General features: G+C 63.8%; 20 protein-coding genes. 6 read left to right on the top strand and 14 right to left on the bottom strand.

Annotated elements, in window-relative coordinates; all coding sequences use genetic code 11:
* Positions 1-80: 80 nt before the first annotated feature.
* From murP to AB5Y59_RS10680, 5 genes are all read right to left on the bottom strand, one after another.
* Positions 81-1535 carry a PTS N-acetylmuramic acid transporter subunit IIBC gene (gene murP, locus AB5Y59_RS10700; protein ID WP_201887962.1) on the bottom strand — a complete coding sequence of 485 codons (1455 nt, stop codon included), beginning with the start codon at positions 1533-1535 and terminating at the stop codon, positions 81-83.
* Positions 1536-1633: 98 nt separating this feature from the next.
* Entirely contained in the window at positions 1634-2530 is an 897-nt protein-coding gene (gene murQ / locus AB5Y59_RS10695; protein ID WP_103244120.1) for an N-acetylmuramic acid 6-phosphate etherase, read from the bottom strand.
* A 266-nt stretch (positions 2531-2796) separates the two neighbouring features.
* A complete protein-coding gene (locus tag AB5Y59_RS10690; RefSeq protein ID WP_041212219.1) occupies positions 2797-3000 on the bottom strand; it encodes a hypothetical protein in 204 nt (67 codons plus the stop codon).
* A gap of 159 nt (positions 3001-3159) precedes the next feature.
* Positions 3160-3882: a MarC family NAAT transporter gene (locus AB5Y59_RS10685; RefSeq protein ID WP_368211963.1), complete on the bottom strand. Its 723-nt coding sequence runs from the start codon at positions 3880-3882 to the stop codon at positions 3160-3162.
* 120 nt (positions 3883-4002) lie between these two features.
* Positions 4003-5319 (bottom strand): MFS transporter, encoded by a 1317-nt coding sequence (locus AB5Y59_RS10680; protein WP_039040437.1) that lies wholly within the window; start codon positions 5317-5319, stop codon positions 4003-4005.
* Positions 5320-5473: 154 nt separating this feature from the next.
* On the opposite strand from AB5Y59_RS10680, the gene AB5Y59_RS10675 reads away from it, so the two are divergent.
* A complete protein-coding gene (locus AB5Y59_RS10675) occupies positions 5474-6148 on the top strand; it encodes an ATP-binding protein (protein WP_368211962.1) in 675 nt (224 codons plus the stop codon).
* Here AB5Y59_RS10675 and AB5Y59_RS10670 read toward each other — a convergent pair.
* The 5 genes from AB5Y59_RS10670 to AB5Y59_RS10650 are packed head-to-tail and all read right to left on the bottom strand — an operon-like array spanning position 6145 to position 12641.
* The gene (locus AB5Y59_RS10670; RefSeq protein WP_202043019.1) at positions 6145-7275 is read right to left on the bottom strand and encodes an HD-GYP domain-containing protein; all 1131 of its coding nucleotides are present in this window, start codon (positions 7273-7275) and stop codon (positions 6145-6147) included. The two genes, AB5Y59_RS10675 and AB5Y59_RS10670, sit on opposite strands and share 4 nt — an antisense overlap.
* A 9-nt stretch (positions 7276-7284) precedes the next feature.
* On the bottom strand, positions 7285-9951 hold the full coding sequence (locus AB5Y59_RS10665) for a response regulator (RefSeq protein WP_368211961.1): 2667 nt from the start codon (positions 9949-9951) through the stop codon (positions 7285-7287).
* Positions 9952-11022 (bottom strand): SpoIIE family protein phosphatase, encoded by a 1071-nt coding sequence (locus tag AB5Y59_RS10660; protein WP_368211960.1) that lies wholly within the window; start codon positions 11020-11022, stop codon positions 9952-9954. It abuts the gene before it with no gap.
* A 6-nt stretch (positions 11023-11028) separates the two neighbouring features.
* Positions 11029-11403: an anti-anti-sigma regulatory factor gene (locus AB5Y59_RS10655; protein WP_043154645.1), complete on the bottom strand. Its 375-nt coding sequence runs from the start codon at positions 11401-11403 to the stop codon at positions 11029-11031.
* A 17-nt stretch (positions 11404-11420) separates the two neighbouring features.
* A complete protein-coding gene (locus tag AB5Y59_RS10650; protein ID WP_368211959.1) occupies positions 11421-12641 on the bottom strand; it encodes a PAS domain S-box protein in 1221 nt (406 codons plus the stop codon).
* A gap of 164 nt (positions 12642-12805) precedes the next feature.
* Between AB5Y59_RS10650 and AB5Y59_RS10645 the strand changes: the two genes are divergently transcribed.
* Positions 12806-13255 (top strand): HAD family acid phosphatase, encoded by a 450-nt coding sequence (locus tag AB5Y59_RS10645; protein ID WP_368211958.1) that lies wholly within the window; start codon positions 12806-12808, stop codon positions 13253-13255.
* A gap of 80 nt (positions 13256-13335) precedes the next feature.
* On the opposite strand, the gene AB5Y59_RS10640 is transcribed toward AB5Y59_RS10645, so the two are convergent.
* The gene (locus AB5Y59_RS10640) at positions 13336-14187 is read right to left on the bottom strand and encodes a neutral zinc metallopeptidase (protein WP_368211957.1); all 852 of its coding nucleotides are present in this window, start codon (positions 14185-14187) and stop codon (positions 13336-13338) included.
* A gap of 74 nt (positions 14188-14261) precedes the next feature.
* Positions 14262-14525 carry a hypothetical protein gene (locus tag AB5Y59_RS10635; RefSeq protein ID WP_039040440.1) on the bottom strand — a complete coding sequence of 88 codons (264 nt, stop codon included), beginning with the start codon at positions 14523-14525 and terminating at the stop codon, positions 14262-14264.
* Positions 14526-14665: 140 nt separating this feature from the next.
* Here AB5Y59_RS10635 and AB5Y59_RS10630 point away from each other — a divergent pair, with 140 nt between their 5' ends.
* Positions 14666-15187: a GNAT family N-acetyltransferase gene (locus AB5Y59_RS10630; protein WP_010672652.1), complete on the top strand. Its 522-nt coding sequence runs from the start codon at positions 14666-14668 to the stop codon at positions 15185-15187.
* 101 nt (positions 15188-15288) lie between these two features.
* Here AB5Y59_RS10630 and AB5Y59_RS10625 read toward each other — a convergent pair whose 3' ends face one another.
* Together AB5Y59_RS10625 and AB5Y59_RS10620 are read right to left on the bottom strand one after the other, a co-directional pair.
* Positions 15289-15465, bottom strand: a complete 177-nt coding sequence (locus AB5Y59_RS10625) for a hypothetical protein (RefSeq protein ID WP_010672653.1) — start codon at positions 15463-15465, stop codon at positions 15289-15291.
* A 471-nt stretch (positions 15466-15936) separates the two neighbouring features.
* Positions 15937-17214 (bottom strand): sodium:proton antiporter, encoded by a 1278-nt coding sequence (locus AB5Y59_RS10620; RefSeq protein WP_042880492.1) that lies wholly within the window; start codon positions 17212-17214, stop codon positions 15937-15939.
* Between the two features lie 204 nt (positions 17215-17418).
* Here AB5Y59_RS10620 and metH point away from each other — a divergent pair, with 204 nt between their 5' ends.
* The 3 genes from metH (at position 17419) to rimK (ending at position 23337) form a co-directional block, all read left to right on the top strand.
* On the top strand, positions 17419-21114 hold the full coding sequence (gene metH, locus AB5Y59_RS10615; protein ID WP_368211956.1) for a methionine synthase: 3696 nt from the start codon (positions 17419-17421) through the stop codon (positions 21112-21114).
* 67 nt (positions 21115-21181) lie between these two features.
* A complete protein-coding gene (locus AB5Y59_RS10610) occupies positions 21182-22249 on the top strand; it encodes a Gfo/Idh/MocA family oxidoreductase (protein WP_368211955.1) in 1068 nt (355 codons plus the stop codon).
* Positions 22250-22440: 191 nt separating this feature from the next.
* On the top strand, positions 22441-23337 hold the full coding sequence (gene rimK, locus AB5Y59_RS10605; protein ID WP_010672657.1) for a 30S ribosomal protein S6--L-glutamate ligase: 897 nt from the start codon (positions 22441-22443) through the stop codon (positions 23335-23337).
* Positions 23338-23437: the final 100 nt, after the last annotated feature.

Raw genomic sequence — 23437 nt, 5'->3', positions numbered from 1 at the left:
CTTGTGCCAGAGCCGGGGTGAGTGAAGCCGTGACCCCGATTGCTCGGGGCCAGATAGCCAGCTGGATAGAGGAGAGAGGGTTAGCTCAGATCGACGTTCTTGCAGCCGAAGAGCAGGGTGAAGAGGTAACCGCCGAAGTAGGCAACCGCCAGACCGAGGCCATAGACCATCATGCCGGGGAAGATCCCCTGGGCCGAGGTCATCAGCGGCAGCGCGACGATGCCGGAAGGGCCGAACACGGTGTTGAGGCCGACCGGAAGGCCCATCCAGGAGATGAGACCGACCACGAACCCCCCCAGCGATCCGCCGCAGCAGGCGGTGATGAAGGGTTTGACCCGCGGCAAGGTGACGCCGTAGATGAGCGGCTCACCGACCCCGAGCAGGCCGGGGATGATGGTGCCCTTGACCTGGGTGCGCAGCAGGGAGTCCTTGGCTGCGCGACTGTAAAGCGCCAGGGCGGCGCCGACCTGGCCGGCCCCTGCCAGCGCGAGGATGGGGAAGAGGGAGTTGAAGCCCTGGGCATCCATCAGTGCGAAGTAAACGGGCACGAACCCCTGGTGAATGCCGAACATCACCGAGATGAGGAACAAACCGGCCAGGATGGCGGTACCGAACGGGTTGCCGTTGAGGTGGATGAAGAGCCAGGACATGCCGTTGTAGAGTTGCACCCCCAGGGGCATGATCAGGACGAAGGTGACGGCCCCCATGATCAGCAGGGTGATGCAGGAGGTGAGTATCATGTCGAGGCTGTCCGGCATGAAGCGACGCACCTGGCGTTCCACCGAGGCGCCGATGATGCAGGCGATCAGCACCCCGATTATGTTGCCACGAGGATCAATGTGGTGGCCGAAGAAATCGGTGATGCCTGAGTAGATGCCGCTGGTGGCTTGGGGGTCATAGCCCATCACAAACAGGGAGGCCAGGATGGCACCGTTGACCCCGGAGCCGCCGAACGCCTTCTGGGCGTTGTAGCCGATGAGAATGCTGAGGAAGCTGAACAATCCCTTGCTGAACAGCTTCATGTAACCGACCAGCTCCACCAGCATGCCGCTGGTGGCTGCGCCGTCCTGCAGCAGGGTCTGTTCGATCAGGGTGGCCAAGCCGAGCAGCAGCCCCGCGGCGATAAAGCCGGGGATCAGTGGTGTAAAAATGGTGGCAAACTTGGCCAGGAAGCGGTGGGCCGCACTGCTCTGTTTCTGCTTGAGTGCCTGCTTGTTGGCCGAGGCGATGTCGCCAAGCTCGGTGGGGGCCGCAGCCGGAGCCTCCAGCGCCCCCAGTCCTGCGCTCAGCATGTCGTTCATCAGCTCGCAGGCGGTCTGGGCCTTGCCCGGCCCCAGCACGATCTGGAACTGGTTGTCGCTCTCAATCACCCCCATGACGCCGGCGATGCGCTTGATGGTATCGCGATCCGCATGCAGGCTGTCCGCCAGGCTCAGTCGCAATCGGGTCATGCAGTGGCCGCAGTGAGTGATGTTGTCCCGGCCGCCGATGGCCTGGATGATCTGGCCGATCATGGTGTCAGTTATTTTTGCCATAAAGAACCCAGTCAGTCTGTGGTGTCAGCAGGGTGCCTGGCACCCTGTTCTCGTTATGTGATGGTCATCCCTGGCCTGGCCAATGTGCGGTTGGCCGATCAGTGGGTGCATTGGCTGATGAAGCCGTTGCTGCTCTGCAGACGGGTGCGGGCTTCGTCGGCCGTGAGTCCGGCCAGGATCATCACGATGGCTGTCTTGCAGTGGTTGTCCGCCTGCGCCAGCGCCCGCTCCGCCACGGCGCGCTCGCAGTCGGTGGCCTCCATCACGATGCGTTTTTGCCGCTCCACCAGCTTGGCGTTGGTGGCTTCCACGTCCACCATCAGGTTGCCGTAGACCTTGCCGGTGCGGATCATGGCGCCGGTGGAGAGCATGTTGAGGATCAGCTTCTGCGCCGTGCCCGCCTTCATGCGGGAGGAGCCGGTGACGATCTCGGGGCCGACCACCGCCACCATGCTGATGTCGGCGGCCCGGGCCAGCGGGCTGCCGGGGTTGCAGCTGATGCTGCAGACCGTGGCACCCACCGCGCTGGCGTGGGCCATGGCGCCCAGTACGTAGGGGGTTCTGCCGCTGGCGGCGATGCCCACCAGCACATCGTTGGCGCAGAACTGGATGTTCTTCAGATCCCGGGCACCCAGCTCTGCGTCATCCTCGGCGTTCTCGACCGCCTGCAAGATGGCCTTGTGGCCGCCAGCAATCAGGCCTATCACCTGCTCGGCAGAGACGCCATAGGTGGGCGGGCATTCACTGGCATCCAGGATGCCGAGCCGGCCCGAGGTGCCGGCGCCGATATAGACCAGGCGCCCGCCCTTGCCAAAGGCTGCCGCGATGGCATCGACCGCCCGGGCGATTTCGGGCAGCAGTTGGCCCACCGCCAGCGCCACCTGCTGATCCTCCTGATTGATGACGCGCAGCATCTCCAGGGTCGACAGCTGGTCGATTTCGACGCTGGCCGGGTTGCGGGTCTCGGTAATCATGCTTGATAGGTCAATGGTCATCGTTTCCTCTGCTTAAGGTCATCGCCACTCCCGGCGTAAAACATCCCTCTCGATGATGAACATGATCATCGATTTTTGATTTCGATGATGAGATCAATGTCGCATAATTAATTATTCCATTTATTTCTGATTATAAGTTCTGATAATTCCTGCACGGAGAGGGCTGGGTGGGATCGGGGTGATGCCGATGGCACTAGAGGGGGAAGAGGCTGAAGGACAGCCAATAAAAAGCCCCGGCAGGCGCCGGGGCTGGGAAAGGGGTCGGGTCAGTTGACCGAAATGGCGCGGGCGTCGATGAAGAAGCGGGCGTGGCCGTGGTCATCCACCCTTATCTGGGCGAGCAGGCGATCCTTTCGCTTGAACTCCCATCCTGTCTTGATCCGGGTCAGCGCGGGGCTGGCGGCACCGACCACGTTCAGATACTCATGAAACAGGCTGTAGCTTCCAATCTCGGTCAGCATCTTTTCCATTTGCATATCTCCTCAAGTAATGGGCTCAGCACATGCCACGCTAGCGGCAACCTTCTGAACCCTGCCTGTACAAAAACCAGACTACCCCATCAAGATGAAGGCAATATGATCAGGCGCAAGATCAGGAGGGATTTGCACGAAAAATGACACCGTTTTCAATCAGGGCTGGCGCGGCACGGCGAGATGATCGAAGGCGGTGGATCCGGCATGGGACGGCAAGGCGGCAGCGGGTTGTTCCATCACCTGACCATGGAAGACGGGATCCTGCGCCACCTCCTTGACGCCGTTGATGCAGAACTGCATACCCATGCACACCAGCAGGAAACCCATGATGCGTGTCATGGCGTCGATGCCGGTGGCACCCAGGATCTTGCACACGGGATCTGCCAGCTTGAGCACACTCCAGCTGATCAGGCTCATCAGGGCGAAGGCGGTGACCATGGCGGCATAGATGACGACGCGATCGGCCTCGGCCGGCAGCTCGGCGATCTGGGCCGCGCCGCTGATCACCAGCGCCATGGTGCCGGGTCCGCACATGCTGGGCATGGTCAGGGGCACGAAGGCGATATTCTGGTTGGCCTCGACCCCGGCAGACTGGTTTGGCGAGGGGAACAGCATGCGAAAGCCGATGAAGGCGATGATGAGGCCACCGGCCAGGCGCAGGCCGGGAATGGAGATCCCGAACAGATCCAGGATGGAGGATCCGATGAAGAAGCTGACGCACAGGGTGGCGAACAGATAGAGGGCGGCCATGTTGATCTGGCGGCGAATGTGCTCGCGGGACATGCCCTTGCTCAGTCCCAGCAGCAGGGTGGCCGTGGTGGGCGGGTTGACCATGGGCAGCAGGGCCAGCAAGGCGAGAAAGATGACCTGGAAGAACATAGTGGACCTCGGGCAGGTGGACGGATTGGGGTGAGCTGGCAGGTCCGTAGCGGACCGCCACCCGATCGATGATATCCGCAAAGAACAAGCCCCGACAGTGCGGGGCTTGCTTGGGAAGGATCAGGCGGCCTGCGGGGTGGCCTGGCGTTGGCCGCGCTGGCGCAGCCAGAGCCAGATGCCGAGCACGAAACCGAGGGCGGCCAGGCTGACCACATAGTGGGAGGGGGCCAGCACGTCCTCCTTCATCCAGAGGGTGACCAGCATGGGGGTGAGGCCGCCGAAGATGGCGTAGGCCACGTTGTAGGAGAACGACAGCCCGGAGAAGCGCACCACCGGCGGGAAGGCATTGACCATGACGTAGGGCACGGCGCCGACGATCCCCACCGCAAAGCCCGCCAGCATGTAGAGGGGCACCAGCTGATCCGTGCCCGCCGCCAGGCTGTGGTAGAAGGTATAAGTGGCGCCGGCCAGCAGCAGGGAGCCCAGGATGAAGGTAGGACCGCTGCCGATGGCATCGATCAGGCGGCCATAGACGATGCAGCCCAGGGTGAGGGCGACGATGGCCAGGGAGTTGGCGGTCAGGGCATCGGCCGGGCTGATGCCGTGGACCTTCTGCAGATAGGTCGGGGTCATCAGGATCACCACCACGATGCCGGCGGAGAGCAGCCAGGTCAGCAGCATGGAGACGACGACGCTGCCCTTGTGTTCACGCAGCACCGTCTTGAGGGGCAGCTCCTCGGCCAGGGACTTGTTGGCCTGCATCTCTGCGAAGACCGGAGTCTCGTGCAGCCAGCGGCGCAGGTACATGGCGACGATGCCGAACACGCCGCCGAGCACGAAGGCCAGACGCCAGCCCCAGTCGCTCACATCGCCCGGGCTCATGCCACGGTTGATGGCGGTGGCCACCAGGGAGCCGAGCAGGATGCCGGCGGTCAGCCCTGCGGTGAGGGTACCGCAGGCGACACCGACCCGGCGGGCGGGCACGTGTTCGGCCACGAAGACCCAGGCTCCGGGGACTTCCCCGCCGATGGCGGCCCCTTGCAGGATCCGCAGCAGCAGTAGCAGGAGGGGGGCGGCGATGCCGAGCACGGCGTAGGTGGGCAGCAGGCCGATCAGCAAGGTCGGCAAGGCCATCAGGATGATGCTGAGGGTGAACATCCGCTTGCGGCCGATGAGATCGCCAAAGTGGGCCATGATGATGCCCCCCAGGGGGCGGGCCAGGTAGCCGGCGGCGAAGATGCCGAAGGTCTGGAACTGGCGCAGCCACTCGGGAATGTCGGCCGGGAAGAAGAGCTCGCCGATGACCACGGCGAAGAAGACGAAGATGATGAAGTCGTAGAATTCGAGGGCGCCGCCCAGCGCCGCCAGGCTCAGGGTCTTGTAATCCTGTCGATTGAGGGGGCGACCGTGGTCGTGCGATGTGCTGACTTTACTCATATCCTTATGTTTCCCATCGTTTTTTTAGTTATTCTCCCCGGTGTGCTGCGGGGATACGCTCACCCACGAGGGTATGCTTTTGTGTCCCGCAATGTAAATCGCACAATTCGCAACACTGTCTTGCAGCACGGTGCGGCAAGAAGCTGGAGAGATCATGACGAAGAAAAAGGTACTGCTCTCCTGGAGCAGCGGAAAAGACAGCGCCTGGGCCTTGCATCGCCTGCGCCAGGATCCGGCCATCGAGGTGGTGGGGCTGTTCACCACCCTCAACCAGGCGTTCGAGCGGGTGGCCATGCACGGGGTGCGCAAGCAGTTGCTGCTGGCACAGGCTGAGTGTGTGGGCTTGCCGCTGGCCACCATCGACCTGCCCTGGCCCTGCAGCAACGAGGAGTATGGGCGCATCATGACGGGCTTCATCGCCGATGTGCAGGCCAAGGACATTTACCACATGGCGTTCGGGGATCTCTTTCTTGAGGATGTGCGCGCCTATCGGGAGCGGCAACTGGCGGGGACCGGCATCACGCCGCTCTTCCCGCTCTGGGGCAGCGACACGACCGAGCTGGCGCAGGCGATGATCGACGCCGGGCTCAAGGCCAGGGTCTGTACCCTGGATCCGGGCAAGCTGGACGCCGGGTTAGGTGGTCATGAATTCGGCCCGGCCTTGCTGGCTGCCCTGCCCGCCGGGGTGGATCTCTGCGGCGAGAACGGGGAGTTCCACACCCTGGCCTGGGACGGCCCCATGTTCCTGCATCCCTTGCCCATCCGGGTGGGGGAGACGGTGCTGCGGGACGGCTTCGTCTTCACCGATCTGCTGCCCGCCACCGCCTAGTCGCGATTGGACTCCCGCTCGCCCTTGTCGTCGTTGTAACGCAGGGCGATCTCGTGGAACTGCTGGTGGATGCGGGCAAAGGCGTCCGTGATGTCGGGGTCGAAGTGATTGCCTCGTCCCGCCAGTATGATCGGCACCACCTCCTGGTGGGACATGGCAGCCTTGTAGCAGCGCTTGCTGATGAGGGCGTCGTACACGTCGGCCAGCGCCATCAAGCGGGCCGAGAGCGGGATCTCGTCACCGTGCAGGCCATAGGGATAGCCGGTGCCGTCCCACTTTTCGTGGTGGTAGCAGGCGATCTCCTTGGCCAGTCGCAGAAATTCCACCTCTACCCCCAGCGCTTCCTCGGCATGGACGATGGCCTCCTTGCCGAGAATGGAGTGGTGCTTCATCTGGGCAAACTCGTCCGCATCCAGCTTGCCAGGCTTGAGCAGGATCCGGTCTGGCACGCCGACCTTGCCGATGTCGTGCAGCGGGGCCGATTTGAACAGCAGATCGATGGTCTTGGGGGTCAGCTCTGCACGAAAGCGGGGATGCTCGCAGAGGGTCTCCGCCAGCAGCCGCACATAGTGCTGGGTGCGCAGGATATGGTTGCCGGTCTCGTTGTCGCGGGTTTCGGCAAGAGAGGCGAGGGAGTGGATGGTGATGTTCTGGATCAGTTCGTTCTCCCGGGTGCGCCGCTCCACCTCCTGCTCCAGAAAGGCGTTCTGGTCGTGCAGCAGATCCCGCGCCGCTTTCAGCTCCAGGTGGTTTCTGACCCGGGCCAGCACGATGGCGGGGGTGATCGGCTTGTGGATGTAGTCGACGGCCCCCAGCGCCAGGCCGTGCGCCTCCGCACTCTCCTCCACCTTGGCGGTCAGGAAGATCACCGGGATCTCCCGCACCTGCGGCATCTCCTGCAGCGCCTGCATCACCTGATAGCCGTCCATCTGGGGCATCACCACGTCGAGCAGGATCAGATCCACCCGGGTGCCGGCCGAGAGGATCTCCAGCGCCCGCTGGCCGCTGATGGCGACCTTGACCCGGTAATGGGGGCTGAGCAGGGCGCTGAGCAGGGAGAGGTTCTCCGGTGTGTCATCGACCACCAGCAGGGTGGGTTTGGTATCGGGATCCAGCAAGTTGAGCATGATGGCGCCTCACTCTTGGTTGAACAGATCGGGTCTGAGGGCCCGGACTTGTTGCAGATATGCCAGGGCATCGGCGAAGCGAAAACGGGTCATGGCATCGTGCATGGCCGGTGCTGCCTCGCCCAGCAGGGGAGCGAGCCTGGCCTGATTGCGCTGGAACAGGATGAAGGCTTCCGCATCGTCTTCCAGCAGCAGCCCGGTCAGCTGGTGCAGCAGGGGGGCCAGCTCGGCGGGGGTAGCCTCCGGCAAGCCGGGGGTGGCAGGGGCCGGCAGCAGTGTCAGCAGGCTGGCGGCCAGTTGCTGCTGCTGTTGCAGCCCCAGCTCGGCCAGCGGCAGCAGGCTGGTGGCATCGTCTCCCCGGGCGAGGGCGCTCTCCAGCCGGGCCGAGACATCCTGCAGCGACCCGGCCCCCAGCGTTGCGGCTATGCCCTTGAGGGTATGGGCCTGTCGATGCGCTTCTTCCCGGTCATTCGCCTGCAGGGCGGCCAGCAGGGTTTCCATCGGCTGACTCCCCTGGCGGGCGAAACGTTGCAGCAGATCCCGATACCACTCCCAGTTATGCATCAATCGTTGCAGGGCTGGCTCGGCGTTGAGCCCGATCGCCTGCAGCTGTGGCAGCAAGGCGGTGGCGGGTGATGCGTGTGAGGCAGTGAGCGTGCTGTTGACCTCGCGGCTGAAGGAGGTTGCCCAGCGCTGCAGGGCCGCATACAGCCTGTCGGGGTCGATGGGCTTGGCAATGTGATCGTCCATCCCGGCAGCGAGGCAGCGTTCGCGGTCACCGGCCATGACGTTGGCCGTCATCGCCAGGATCGGGGTGTGTTGCCCGATGCCTTCCCGCTCGCGCAACAGCCGGGTGGCGGCCAGGCCATCCATCACCGGCATCTGCATGTCCATCAGGATCAGGTCGTAGTGGGTCTGGGCCACCATCTCCAGCGCGATGGCACCATTGCCGGCGATGCTGACATCGGCACCGACCGCCCGCAGCAGCTCCAGCGCGACTTGCTGATTGAGCTCGTTGTCTTCCGCCAGCAGGATCCTGAGTCCGTCGAAGCGGTAGCGATGGGTCACCTGCGGTGGTTTGAAGGTGAGTGAACTGGTTTGCTGGCCAAACAGGCCGATGACGGTATCGAACAGCACGGAGGCGCATACGGGCTTGACCAGCACCCGATCAAAGCCGGCGGCATCGGCCTGGCGAAAGACCTCTTCCCGTCCGTAGCCGGTCACCATGACCCGATAGGGACGCGGGCCCATGCCGCGGGCGATGAGGCGGCGACCGGTCTCGATGCCATCCAGCCCCGGCATGTGCCAGTCCAGCAATACCACTTCGTAAGGCTGTCCCTCCTGCTCGGCGCCGCCGATCATCTGCAGTGCCTGCTGGCCCGACTCGGCGGTGTCCACCACAAAGCTCATGCTGCGCAGCAGGGCGGCCATGATGGTGCGGGCGCTGGCACTGTCGTCGGCCACCAGCATGCGGCGCCCGCGCAGATCCAGGCTCGGCAGATAGCGGGATCTGCGCCTGCCCCTACCGAGTCGGGCGGTAAACCAGAAGGTGCTGCCCTGGCCTGGTTCGCTCTGTACCCCCACCTCGCCACCCATCAGCTCGGCCAGTTTGCGGGAGATGGCGAGGCCGAGGCCGGTGCCGCCGTACTTGCGGGTGGTGGAGCTGTCCGCCTGTTGGAATGACTGGAACAGCCGCTGTTGCTGCTCCTGGCTCATGCCGATCCCGGTGTCCTGTACCGAGCAGTGCAGCAACACCTCCTGGGGCTGTTTCTCCAGGCAGCTGACCTTGACCAGGATCTCCCCCTGCTCGGTGAACTTGACCGCGTTGTTGGCGTAGTTGATCAGGATCTGGCCGAGGCGAAGGGGATCGCCATAGAGCAGGGTGTCGAGCTGGTGATCGACCTCGAACAGCAACTCTATGCCCTTGGCTTCCGCCTTTTCGCCCACCAGGGTGGCCAGATTCTCCAGTACATGGTCGAGATCGAATTCGATCCGCTCCAGATCCAGCTTGCCGGCCTCGATCTTGGAGAAGTCGAGGATGTCGTTGATGATGCCGAGCAGATGCTGGGCCGAACGCTGGATCTTGCTGACATAGTCGAACTGCTGCGGATCGAGCCGGGTCTGCAGGGCGAGATGGGACATGCCGAGGATGGCGTTCATGGGGGTGCGGATCTCGTGGCTCATGTTGGCGAGAAAATCGCTCTTGGCCCGGGTTGCGCCCTCCGCCAGCTCATAGGCCACTTCCAGCTCCTGGTTCTTGGCCTGCATCACCGCAAACAGCTCATCCCGGGTCGGTTCTGCGAACTGCTGCTGCATCTGTTGCAGCAGCAGTTCATCGGGCCAGCGGGGCAGGCGGTAGACCAGGGCGATGGCGTTGTCCGTGTGCGCGACCAATCGGATGCCACATGAATGGCGGCCGTCCGGCTCGGGGGGGATGGGGGCGTCAGCCGAGAGCGAGAGCCATAACTCCTGTGTGCTAGGCTCCAGCCACAACTGCAGTTGCAGCGGCTCTGTGTTCGCCACCAGCTGGCGTACCAGCTCGGAGGTGGCGCCCGCCAGCGGTGCCACGAAGGTGGGGCTTCCGTCGAGGCAGGTGAGTACCTGGATCACCTTGCGCCGGGCGGTGAGTGCCGCCGCCGGGCCTGACAGCAGGGTTTCGCCGATCAGTTGCCGCATCTAGTCCTCCTTTCCTGCCAGCACGCGCAGCACGATGCAGCTGGCATCGTCGGTGCTGCGGCCACTGTGGGCGATCACCTGGCGTGCCAGCTGGGCGGGCTCGGCGGCCAGATCCAGCGCACCGTCGCGCAGGTTGAGGGATTCGCTGATACCGTCCGAATAGAGCATCACCACGTCCCCCGCGACGAGCGGCTGGCGCTGCAGCAAAGGGGTGGGGAAACGTTCCCCAAGCACCCCGTCGCGGGAGATGCCGCGCCAGGGTTCGTGGCCGCGCAGGCAGATGCGGGTATTGCCGATGCCGGCATAGCTCAGCTCACCCCGTTCGCCGTTGACCAGGGCCACGCCGGCGGCGGCGCCCCGGGTACCGATGCAGTGCTGGTGCAGCAGTTGCAACAGGCGGGCCGGTTCCTGCTCGCGGGTTTGCTGCAGCGCTGCCTCCAGCACCTGTACCAGCTTGTTGGCCGAGGCACCGTGGCCGCTCACGTCGATCAGGATCAGCGATACCCCCTCCGGCCCCAGTCGGATGAAGGCCAGATCACCGGAGACCCGTTCCGGATAGCAGGGGCGGTTCTCGCTGGCCCATGCCAGTTGCAGGCCGGCGTGCAGCTGGCCTGTGCAGGCTAGGGGAGCGATTGGCCTGGATGCCAGAGGGGCCGCGCCCAGCCACTTGCGGGCCTGTACCAGAGTTCCCCCTTCCGGCGGGGTGCTGATGGTGAGTTCCGACATCATGCGGCGCACGCCGGGCAGGCCTAGCCCCAGGGTGCCCGAGGTGCTGTAGTGGTCCTGCATGGCCTGATGCACATCCCCAATGCCGGGTCCCTGATCGCGGGCGATGATGTCGATGCAGGGACGCCCGCTGGGATGGTGGAGGGTGAGGGTGATCTCCCCCCGCTCGGCGTATTTCAGGATGTTGCTGCCAAGCTCGGAGACCACGGTGGAGAGCATGGCACGGTCCACCTCGGACAGGTTGGCGATGAAGGGGAGGCGGCGTACCGCCATCACCGTCAGGTGCAGGTCGATGTCGTGGCGCAGCGGGTAGCTGGCTTCTTGAAGGCTCTGTTCCAACTGCATGATGCGCTACTCCTCATCCTTGAGCGTCCTGCGAACATGGGCGAAGGCATCATCCATGTCGAGAAAGCAGCGCAGCGGCCCGGGCTCTGCATCGGCCAGCGCCAGGAAGGCGGCGATCCCTGCATTGAGCCCAACCAGCAGGCAGACGGCACCGAGCAGGCGGCACACCTCGGCCAGTTTGCGTACCTGCCTGAATTCGTGGTGATCGAGCAGCATGACCCCGGAGAAGTCGAGCAGTACCGCGTGCTGGCGGCCCAGCATCAGCCGCTGGGAGAGGGCCTGCATCAGTTGCTGCATGCCCTCGTCACCGAGGTCGGGGCGCATGCTGACCACGATGCAGTCGGCCACGTCGGCGATGCCCAGATCATTGTTGAGCAGCATGCATCTCTCCTAGAGGCCTAGAGGGTGGATCCGACCCGCTTGAGGGCTATCTCGAAGGCATCCCGCAGGGTCGCCGTGGTGCGGATGTCGCCGACAGAGACCCCCAGCTCCACCATGGTGCGGGCGATGGCCGGCGAGACGCCGGAGATGATGGCCTCGCACCCCATGAACTGGGTCGCCTTGGTGATCTTGATCAGCTGGTTGGCGACGCCGGTATCCACGGTGGCGACCCCGGCGATGTCCAGTACGAAGACCCGGGCCCGGGTCTCGGCAATCTTGGTGAGCGACTTGTTCATCACGTCGGCGGTACGCATGGAGTCGATGATCCCCACCAGTGGCAGCAGCAGGATCCCGTCCCAGATGGGGGTGACCGGGGTCGACATCTCCTGCAGCGACTTGTGCAGCTCCTCGCGCACCCTGGCGGCCTCTTCCGCCTCCTCCATGGCGCGCTTGAGCTGGTGATGCTGTTCTACTTGGGCTGTGATGTCGGTGGCAAACTTGACGATCTTGCTGGGCTTGCCGGTGAGATCCAGCACCGGGTTGTAGGAGCCCTGGATCCAGATCTCTTCACCCTGTTTGCCGATTCGGCAGAACTCTCCCGCCAGGAATTCACCCCGGCGCAGGGTTTCCCAGAAGGTGCGATAGTCGGTCGACTGGGCGTAGTCGGGATCGACCAGCAGCCTGTGGTGCTGGCCCTTCAGCTCTTCCAGCTGATAGCCCACTGTCTCCAGGAAGCGGGCATTGGCATCGAGAATGATGCCATCCAGTGAAAACTCCACCTTGCCCATGACCCGGCTCAGGGCGTTGAGCTGCCCCTCGAAGTTGGCGTTCAGTTGTTTCTGTTCGGTCAGGTCCATGGTGTATTCGATGACCTGAACCAGCGCGCCCTGTTCGTCCAGCAGGGGGCTGCAACTGCCTCGCAGCCATATGTCCCGCCCCTGCCGATCCCGGCGGCGAAACTCTCCCTCCTGTGCCTGCCCCGTTCGCAGCGCCTGCCAACGGGCGGCTTCGTCGGCGGATTCTTCTGCCTCCGAGGGGAACAACATGCTGTAGTGCTGACCCTTGAGCTCGGCCAGCTGGTATCCCATGATGGCGAGAAAGCGGGGGTTGGCATCCAGAATCAATCCGTCTGGCGCGATCTCGAGCCGGGCCATCAGCTGGTCGACGGCCTCCAGTCTGGCCTGGGATGAAGCGGGAGTGACAGTATTCGAATGGGCAGCTGCGGTGTGCACGTCCATGGCATCTCCGGTAAATGGTGCAATTGATTTGAATGCCATTAGAAGGCGTACAGCAGTTATAGCCCACCGGGGCGAGAGCGGGGGACAAGAAGTGCCGAAAGAGCCTGCTGGCGGATGGGTCTTGGGCCTGGGGAGTTCGTCATGAACACCTTATATCGGGACTAATGTCCTTATCGCCCCGCTTTGCCCTGGTTGCCGCCAGCCTGACCCTGCCCGCCGTGGCAGTTGAAATCCCGACCAGCCCCGCCGGTGTCATTGCGGTGAGTCTGGCCCAGCAGGCCCCCCTTCACTGGGTGTCGGTGATGCAGATTGCCAGGAGCCTGGATGGGCTGCCGCCGATGGCGGTGGGTTTTGACATCGATGACACCCTGTTCTTCTCCAGCCCGGGGTGCTACCGCGGCAAGCTGGCGTTCTCCCCCAATGGTGAGAGCTGCCTGAAGAATCCGGCCTTCTGGGAGAAGATGAGCAACGGCTGGGACGCGTTCAGCGTGCCGAAAGAGGTGGGCAAGGCGCTCATCGCCATGCACTTCCCGCGCGGCGATCACATCTACTTCGTCACCGGCCGTTCGGCCAACTCCACCTACTTGCCGCTGCCGCATCGGAGGAGGAGGTGAGCGTCAACTCCCTGTACTGAGATTCCCATGAATGGAAAAAGGGCCGGATCCTGTCAGGATCCGGCCCTTCTTTTGGGCGTCTAGCGGGCGGCGAAGGTGTCGCAAGTGGCGGGCTTGCCGCTGTCAAAACCGCGTTTGAACCAGGCGAGGCGCTGGGCCGAGGTACCGTGGGTGAAGCTGTCGGGAACGACCCGGCCCTGACCTTGCTGCTGCAACCTGTCGTCGCCGATGGCCTGGGCGGCATTGAGCGCCTCTTCCAGATCGCCGCGCTCCAGCACCTGCTCTTTTTCCATGTAGTGGCCCCAGACCCCGGCGAAGCAGTCCGCCTGGAGTTCGAGCTTGACCGACAACCGGTTCTGGGCGACCTGGCTCAGCCCCTGTTGCTGCTGGCGCACCTTGGTGGAGATGCCGAGCAGGTTCTGCACGTGGTGGCCCACCTCGTGGGCGATCACATAGCCCTGGGCGAAGTCGCCGTCGGCCCCCAGCTTGTCGCGCATGTCCTGATAGAAGGAGAGATCGATGTAGACGGTGCTGTCGGCCGGACAGTAGAAGGGCCCCATCACCGACTGCCCCTGGCCGCAGCCGGTGCGGGTCGCACCGCGATAGAGCACCAGTCTGGGGGCCTGATAGTGGTTGCCGCTTTGCTGGAACATCTCGTCCCAGGCGTCCTCCGTGGAGGCGAGCATCACCGAGGTGAAGCGGGCGAGGGGATCGTTTGCAGCCTGGGACGAGTTCTGACGCTGGGGCTGGCTCTGCGGGGCCGGATCCTGCAGCAGGGGGCCGAGGTCCACGCCGTAGTACCCCGCCACCATGACCACCACCAGCAGGATCAGGCGCCCCTTGCCACCGATGGGCAGGCCGCCGCCCCCGTTGCCGCCTTGCTGGCGTCGGTCTTCCACATTGTTGCTCTCACGGCGATCTTGCCAGCGCATATCCCCATACTCCCGTCATTGGTGGTGGCGGTAATGATAATGGCTGGCGCCGGGGCTTGCCTAATCGGCCCGGGTCATTCGGCCCAGGGCATCTCGGGCAGGCTGTCGAGGAACTCGCCGTAACGGACGAGGTTGAAGGGGCCCTGTTCGGCTTCCATGGCCATGAGTTCGGCGCCCAGGGCGCAGGCGATGTATTGCAGCGCCTCTTCCCGCGGGGTGCCCTTCATCACCAGGCGCATCAGGGTGGCTTTCACCTGGAGGGGATGGCCGTCGGCGAGCTGATTCTCCACCATCTCCAGCAGTGTCTCTTCATCAAAAAATTCGGGGGTATCGGTCATGGCCGTTCTCCTGCCTGTTCCATGGGGTGGGCAGTATAGCGGGGACGCGGCTCCCGGGGGCGAAAATATCGTCCGGGTCTTGCCAAGGAAGCGGGGCGGGAGCAGTCTTGGACACTCTCTCTGCCGAACGAGCCCATGTCATGATCCTCTCCGAGCGCCTGGAACTGCGCGAACTGACCATTGTCGATGCCCCCTTCATTCTCGAACTGCTCAACGATGGTGATTTTCACCGCTACATCGGCGATCGCGGGGTGCGTACCCTGGCGGATGCCGAAAACTACATCCAGCAGGGGCCTGCGGTCAGTTATGCCCGCCACGGTCACGGACTCTATCTGGTGGTGCGGCGGGAAGACGGGGCCAGGCTCGGCATCTGCGGTCTGATCAAGCGCGATACCCTGCCCTGTGAAGACATCGGCTATGCCTTCCTGCCCGCCTGGCGCGGCCAGGGCTATGCCATCGAAGCCGCGCGGGCGGCCATGGCAGATGGCCGTGAACGGCTCGGCATCGAGCGGGTGGTCGCCATCGTCACCCCGGGCAATGAGCGCTCGGTCCGGCTACTCGCCAAGCTGGGGCTGAGTCAGGGCAAACGGGTCAGGCTGGGAGCCGGCGAGGAGGAGTGCCTGCTGCTGGAGGCGCCGGACAAGGAGACTTGCGGGGTCTAGTCATCGCTCGGGTGGTGGGGCCATGCAGACTATGACGTCAGGCAAGGAGGCCGCCGTGAGTTGCGGCCTGTCTGCATCGGGCGCTGCCTGGGCAGGCAGGATCAGTTGAGCTCTTCGATGGAGAACTCGCCGGCGATGCCATCACAGGAGATGGCGAAGCCGCCGCTGAAGCGGGTGCTGAACTGGATCAGGAACGCATCGTCGTCGTGCTCTTGCACGGGCAGGTTGATGGGTTTGCTGCGACGCAGGGGTTTGCGGATCTGTACGTGTTTCATCATGGTATTTCTCTATATAAATTAAGTGTTTGCTCCTTGTATTGGCAAATGTCAGGTCAATGGGCGCGGTCAGCACGATGGCGGACGAGCGCGCAGGAATACCCAGCCCGGTTCAGGGGCGTCTGCACTTTCAAGGAAGGCGCCAAGGACCACGCGGATGCATGATGCTACTTGGGAGTGGGCAGATCGGGTCTGCACCGTGAGAGCCGGGCAACGCAGGCAGACAGCCTGAACGGTTCTCAAGGCGAGTAAATCAGAAGAAGGTTATGCGGGTACTGGCAGGATTCATCGTGAGGTGAAGCATTGCGAACATAATCAGGGCTGATTAACTAGCCGGCGCGCATTCTCGCCTCTAAATGTGTAAAAAGCAAACACTAATTATGCGCTCACTCTGTCATTCCCTGTTTTTCACTGCCACGGGGACGGCAAAAGGGCTCCCGAGGGAGCCCTTTTCATTGCCGGTCAGGGACGGGCTCAGGCGTCGCCACAGGCCTTCTTGGCGGCGGTGATCATGGGGGTAATGGTCATGCCCTGTACCACGATGGAGAACATCACCACCGAGTAGGTCATCACCAGGATCACCTGGCGCAGATCGACGTTGTGTTCCGGGATCATCATGACACCGGATGGCAGGGCCAGGGCCATGGCCATGGCCAGGCCGCCACGCAGGCCGCCCCAGGTGAGGATGCGCACCGAGAAGGTGTTGTAGCTGCGGAACTTGCGGAACGCCACATAGGGCAGGGAGACGCTGATGAAGCGGGCGGCCAGGCAGAGCGGTACCGCGATGACCAGCAGGATCCAGTCGCGCCAGGCCAGATCCAGCAGCACCAGTGCCAGACCGATCAGCAGGAACAGCAGGGCGTTGAGGAACTGATCCATCAACTCCCAGAAGTGATCCAGGTGGTGCTGGCTCTGCTCGGAGAAGCCGGAATGACGGGTCCAGTTGCCGATCATGATGCCGGTCACCACCATGGCCAGGGCGCCGGAGACGCCGATCATGTTGGCGAAGGCGAAGCCCGCGGTCGGGATGCAGAGGGTCAGCAGCAGCTCCAGGGAGCCGTCGTCGGTGGCGCTGATCATCACGTGGGCGATGAGGCCCAGCACGGCCCCGAACAGGATGCCGCCGAGGGCCTCATGCAGGAAAAGACCTGCCACGCTGCCGAAGGTGGGCTCCACACCGCCAAAGGCCACGGCAAACACGGTAGCGAAGATGACCAGACCGACACCGTCGTTGAACAGGGATTCCCCTTCGATCTGGATGGCGATCTGGGGTGGCGCCTTCATCTTCTTGACGATGGCCAGTACGGCAATCGGGTCAGTGGGGGAGATCAGCGCGCCGAACAGCATGCAGTAGACCAGCGGCAGGTCCCAGCCCAGCAGCTTGGCGATGAACCAGAAGCCGTAGCCGATGAGGAAGGTGGAGAGCAGGGTGGCGGCTATGGCCAGAATGGTGATTTCCCACTTCTGGCTACGCAACGCCTTGAGGTTGATGCCAAGCCCGCCGGCGAACAGCAGGAAGCCCAGGATCCCCTTCAACAGGAAGTTCTGGAAGTCGATGCTCTCCATGGTCTTGATGGCGAGAGGCTCCAGATTGAACCAACCCAGTTTGCCAAACAGCACCAGCAGCGCGGAGATCAGCATGGAGCCCGCAGTGATGGCGATGGTGGTCTGGATCTTCACAACATACTGGTTGGCAAAGGCGATGAAGATCGCCAACGCTGCCAGGAAGCAGAGTGTGTAGTAGACGCTCATAGTTATTTTTCTCTTTGGTAAACAGCAAGCACGTATCCCTCTTGAGGACGGGCATAGGGTACTCCCGGGTTAGATCATGCTCATTACCTATTTATGGTTATATTTAATCGTCATCACGGACAGATAGACGGCTAGATTTCCATTTAATTTGATTGCTGCTAGGATGGGCATCACGCAGTTGCATGGATGTAAGGGGTACGAGCGGTGTCGAGCAGAGAGTCGAACAAGAAAGCGGATGTCACAACCAGGCTGGAAGCCTGTCTCAAGGAGCGGATCCTGATCATCGACGGGGCCATGGGCACCATGATCCAGGGTTACAAACTCGGTGAGGCGGACTATCGGGGGGAGCGATTTGCCGACTGGCATACCGACATCAAGGGCAACAACGACCTGCTGGTGTTGAGCCGTCCCGCCGTTATTCGCGAGATCCACGACCAGTATTGTGCCGCCGGGGCCGACATCCTCGAGACCAACACCTTCAACGCCACCCGCATCGCCATGGCGGACTACGAGATGGAAGCGCTCTCGGCCGAGATAAACCGGGAGGCGGCCCGCCTGGCCCGCGCCGTGGCGGACGAGTGGACCGCCAAGGACCCGGCGAAACCGCGCTTTGTGGCGGGGGTCCTGGGTCCCACCAACCGTACCGCCTCCATCTCGCCGGACGTGAACGATCCGGGCAAGCGCAACGTCACCTATGACGAGCTGGTGGCCGCCTACACCGAATCGACCCACGCCCTCATCGAGGGCGGTGCCGACATCATCCTGATCGAGACCATCTTCGACACCCTCAACGCCAAGGCGGCCGCCTTCGCGGTGGACCTGGTGTTCGAGGAGCTGGGTTACAGCCTGCCGGTGATGATCTCCGGCACCATCACGGACGCCTCCGGTCGTACTCTCTCGGGCCAGACCACCGAGGCCTTCTACCACTCCCTTCGCCACGTCAAACCGGTCTCGTTCGGCCTCAACTGTGCGCTGGGGCCGGACGAGCTGCGCCAGTACGTGGAGGAGCTGTCCCGCATCAGCGAGACCCATGTCAGCGCCCACCCCAACGCCGGTCTGCCCAATGCGTTTGGCGAGTACGATCTGGACGCGGTCGAGATGGCGGAGCATATCCGCGAGTGGGCTTCGAGCGGCTTTCTCAACCTGGTGGGCGGCTGCTGCGGCACCACCCCGACCCACATCCGCGCCATGGCGGACGCCGTGGCGGGCATCAAGCCCCGCGCCCTGCCCGAGCTGCCGGTGGCCTGCCGGTTGTCGGGCCTGGAGCCTCTCATCATCACGGCGGACTCCATGTTCGTGAACGTGGGTGAGCGGACCAACGTCACCGGCTCGGCCAAGTTCAAGCGCTTGATAAAAGAGGGGCTCTACGACGAGGCCCTGGACGTGGCCAAGCAGCAGGTGGAGAACGGCGCCCAGATCATCGACATCAACATGGATGAGGGGATGCTGGACGCCGAGGCGGCCATGGTGCGCTTCCTGAACCTCATCGCCGGGGAACCGGACATCGCCCGGGTGCCGGTGATGATCGACTCCTCCAAGTGGGAGGTGTTGGAGGCGGGCCTCAAGTGCGTGCAGGGCAAGCCGGTGGTCAACTCCATCTCCATGAAGGAGGGGGAGGACAAATTCATCGAGCAGGCGAAACTGCTGCGCCGCTACGGCGCCGCCGTCATCGTCATGGCGTTCGACGAGGTGGGCCAGGCCGATACTCGGGCCCGCAAGTTCGAGATCTGCCAGCGCGCCTACCGCATTCTGGTGGACCGCGTCGGCTTCCCGCCGGAAGACATCATCTTCGACCCCAACATCTTCGCGGTGGCGACCGGCATCGACGAGCACAACAACTACGCGGTGGACTTCATCGAGGCGGTGAAGGACATCAAGGAGCACCTGCCCCACGCCATGATCTCCGGCGGCGTCTCCAACGTCTCCTTCTCGTTTAGGGGCAACGAGCCGGTGCGCGAAGCCATCCACGCCGTCTTCCTCTACCACGCCATCAGGAACGGCATGGACATGGGGATCGTCAACGCGGGCCAGCTTGCCATCTACGAAGACATCCCGGCCGAGCTCAAAGAGAAGGTCGAGGCGGTGGTGCTGAACCTCAACGACAACGCCACCGAGGCGCTGCTGGCCATCGCAGAGAAGTATCGCGGCGCGGGTGCCCAGGCGGAGGACCCGCGGGATCAGGAGTGGCGCAGCTGGCCGGTGGGCAAGCGGCTCGAACACGCCCTGGTCAAGGGGATCACTGATTTCATCGAGGAGGATACCGAGGAGGCACGCGCCCAGGCCGAGAAGCCGCTGCACGTCATCGAGGGGCCGCTGATGGATGGCATGAATGTGGTGGGCGATTTGTTCGGCGCCGGCAAGATGTTCCTGCCCCAGGTGGTGAAGTCGGCCCGGGTGATGAAGCGGGCGGTGGCCTACCTGCAACCCTACATCGAGGCGGAGAAGTCCGGCGGCTCCAGCAACGGCAAAATCGTGCTGGCCACCGTCAAGGGCGACGTGCACGACATCGGCAAGAACATCGTCGGGGTGGTGCTCCAGTGCAACAACTTCGAGATCGTGGATCTCGGGGTCATGGTCTCCTGCGAGACCATCCTCAAGACGGCCCGGGAAGTGAACGCCGACATCATCGGCCTGTCGGGCCTCATCACTCCGTCCCTGGACGAGATGGTGCACGTGGCCAAAGAGATGGAGCGTCAGGGGTTCAAGCTGCCGCTGCTCATCGGCGGAGCCACCACTTCCAAGGCCCACACCGCGGTGAAGATAGAGCAGAACTACTCCGAGCCCGTGGTCTATGTCTCCAATGCCTCCCGTGCCGTGGGGGTGGCCCAGAGCCTGCTGAGCCCGGAGCTCAAGCCCGCCTTCGTGGCCCGTATCGACAAGGAGTACGAGATTGCCCGGGATCAGCATGCCCGCAAGCAGCCGCGCTCCAAGCCGGTCAGCCTGGCCCATGCCCGGGCCAACCGCCATCAGCTGGACTGGGTGGGCTATGAGCCCCCGGCGCCCCGGGAGCCCGGCGTACAGACCTTCGAAAACGTGCCCATCTCGGTGCTGCGCCCCTACATCGACTGGACGCCGTTTTTCCTGAGCTGGGAGCTGGCGGGCAAGTTCCCCCGCATTCTGGAGGATGACGTCGTGGGGGAGGAGGCGACGCGCCTCTACGCCGACGCCAACGCCATGCTGGACCAGCTGGAGAAGGATCAGAGCGTACGCTGCGCCGGCATCGTCGGCCTGTTCCCCGCCAACGCAGTGGGGGACAGCATCGAGGTCTACACCGACGAGACCCGCACCCAGGTGCGCAAGGTGCTGCACCACCTGCGCCAGCAGAGCGAGAAGCAGGGCTTCCCCAACTACTGTCTGGCGGATTATGTGGCGCCGAAAGAGAGCGGCAAGCCCGACTGGATCGGCGCCTTCGCGGTGACCGGCGGCATCGGCGAGGAGGCCATCGCCAAGGCCTACAAGGCGGACCACGACGACTACAACGCCATTCTCATCCAGGCGGTGTGCGATCGCCTCGCCGAGGCCTTTGCCGAATACCTCCACGAGCAGGTGCGCAAAGTGCACTGGGGCTATGCCCCGGACGAGGCGCTCAGCAACGAGGAACTGATTCGCGAAAATTACCAGGGGATACGTCCGGCGCCGGGCTACCCGGCCTGCCCGGAGCACACCGAGAAGGGGAGCATCTGGGAGCTGCTGGACGTGGAGCAGGCCATCGGCATGCAGCTCACCGAGTCCTACGCCATGTGGCCGGGGGCAGCGGTGTCGGGCTGGTACTTCTCCCACCCCGAGAGCAAGTATTTCGCCGTGGCCCAGATCCAGCAGGATCAGGTGGAAGACTACGCCATGCGCAAGGGGATGACCCTGGCAGAGGCCGAACGCTGGCTGGGGCCCAACCTGCATTGATCCCCGTCTGCCCCGCCTCACGCGGTGCGGGGCAGGCGCCGGGTACGCACGCCATATCGAGGTCGCCATGAAGATTGGATTTGTCGGTCTGGGGGCCGTAGTGCAGACAGCCTATCTGCCTGCACTCGCCGCACTGGCGGAAAATCCCGAGATATGGGGTTTTGATCCCGCCATCACCCTGCCCGGCGTCATGTCTGCCTCGACCCTGGAAGCTCTGCTGGCCGAACCCCTGGATCGGCTGGTGATCGCCACGCCCTCCCTGCTGCATCTGCCCGTGCTGGAACAGGCACTGGCCAGCGCCATTCCCCTCATCCTGGTGGAGAAACCCGTGGTGGCCACCCTGGCCCAGCACGATCGCCTGCACGCCCTGCTGGCGGACCCCGAGGTCGCGGCCAGGGTGCTGGCGCTGGATCACTGGATGGCCCGCAATGCCGTCCAGCAGTTGCTGCTGAGCGGCAAACTGGATGAAGGCTGGCAGCCTCGGGAATCAGACGGCGCCGGGGGCGGGCTGGCCACCCTCGCCGATATCAGCGCGGTGGAGGGCTTTTTGCTGGAACCCTGCGGCCTGGACGAGGCGGGGCATCCCTATGCCCTCAACTTCGCCACCGGGGAGCCGGATCGGCGGGTCCTGCGCCATCCAGACGGTGTCATCCTCGACATCGGTACCCATCTGCTGGCGATGATTCGGGAACTGCTGGTGGCCCTGGGCGGGAACGACCGCCTGCACCTGATCGCGGAGGGCGTCTGCGACCGGCTGGGGCAGCCCATCCGGCGCGGGGATCTGGAGACCGCCGAGGGGCGGGCCTGCCTGCGCGGCGAGGCGGCAGGGGTGCCTCTGACCCTCTGGCTTGACAAGTATGCAGGTCCCGGGGTGGAGAAGAAGGGGCTTTGCCTGTACTTCAAAGACGGGCGGCGCATCGAGCTGCTTCGCCGCGGCAACCTGGAGTGGTTGCACCATCACGACGTCGACGGGATGCGGGGCTGGCAACATGAGGGGCCTCTCTATCGCCACTGCATCGCCCAGACCCTGCTGGCCCCCGTGCCTTTGGGAGGCTGGGCCGGCACCACGGCGCGCCGTTTGCAGGAGGTCGCCCTGCTGCTTGAGTTGCAGCAAGGGCTGCGCGGCCCCCATTGACGTAGCTGGCGCCATCCGGCATGAGGGCTGGTGGCTGGCGCCGTCTTGCAGAATGGCCCGTTCTTGAGTGCGGCACTCTCGGTTTTTGCCTGTTCTTGCAGAACCGCGCATGGTGAGGGGAAAGGATTGGCGTTGCCAGTCGTTCATGGCACCTTATACTCTCCAGTCCGATTATCAGGTCTGCCATTTCCATGAATATTGCCATTTTATCCCGTGAGCCCAACAACTACTCCACCCGCCGTCTGGTCGAGGTGGCCCGGGCCCGTGGGCACCAGGTCGAGGTGCTCGACACCCTGCGCTGCTACATGAACATCGCCTCCCACAGCCCCTCCATCCATTACGAAGGACGGGAGCTGGAGAGCTATGACGCCGTGATCCCGCGCATCGGTGCCAGCATCACCTTCTATGGCACCGCCGTGCTGCGCCAGTTCGAGATGATGAGTACCATGGCCCTCAACAGCTCGGTGGCCATCTCCCGCTCCCGGGACAAGCTGCGCGCCATGCAGCTGCTCTCCCGTCACGGCATCGGCCTGCCGGTGACCGGCTATGCCCACAGCACCCACGACGTACCGGATCTCATCACCATGGTGGGGGGCGCCCCCCTGGTGGTGAAGCTGCTGGAGGGCACCCAGGGGATTGGCGTGGTGCTGTGCGAGACCCAGAAGGCCGCCGAGAGCGTCATCGAGGCCTTTATCCAGACCAACAACAACATCCTGGTGCAGGAGTACATCCGCGAGGCCAACGGCGCCGATATCCGCTGCCTGGTGGTCAACGGCAAGGTGGTGGCCGCCATGCGCCGCCAGGCCCAGCCGGGGGAGTTTCGCTCCAACCTGCACCGGGGCGGCACCGCCGAAGCCATCAAGATCACGCCGGAAGAGCGTGCCACCGCCGTGCAGGCCGCCAAGATCATGGGGCTGGACGTGGCCGGGGTGGATATTCTGCGTAGCGCCCGCGGCCCGCTGGTGCTGGAGGTGAACTCCTCCCCCGGCCTGCAAGGGGTGGAAGCTGCCTCCGGCAAGGACGTGGCGGGCAAGATCATCGAGTTCCTCGAGCTCAAGGCGAGCCGCAAGCACAAGCCGGCGGAATGAGCCCCAAACGAGTGTCAGACAGGTAAACACAGGGCGCCCTCGGGCGCCTTGTTGCTATCTGGAGGGTGGGCTGGAAGGCTGCGGGCTTGCCGGGAAGTGT

The organism is Aeromonas sp. s10, assembly GCF_040907975.1.
GTDB classification, from domain to species: Bacteria; Pseudomonadota; Gammaproteobacteria; order Enterobacterales; family Aeromonadaceae; genus Aeromonas; species Aeromonas caviae.
The sequence above is the reverse complement of the archived record's forward strand: the minus strand, read 5'-3'. Positions and strand labels throughout refer to the sequence as shown.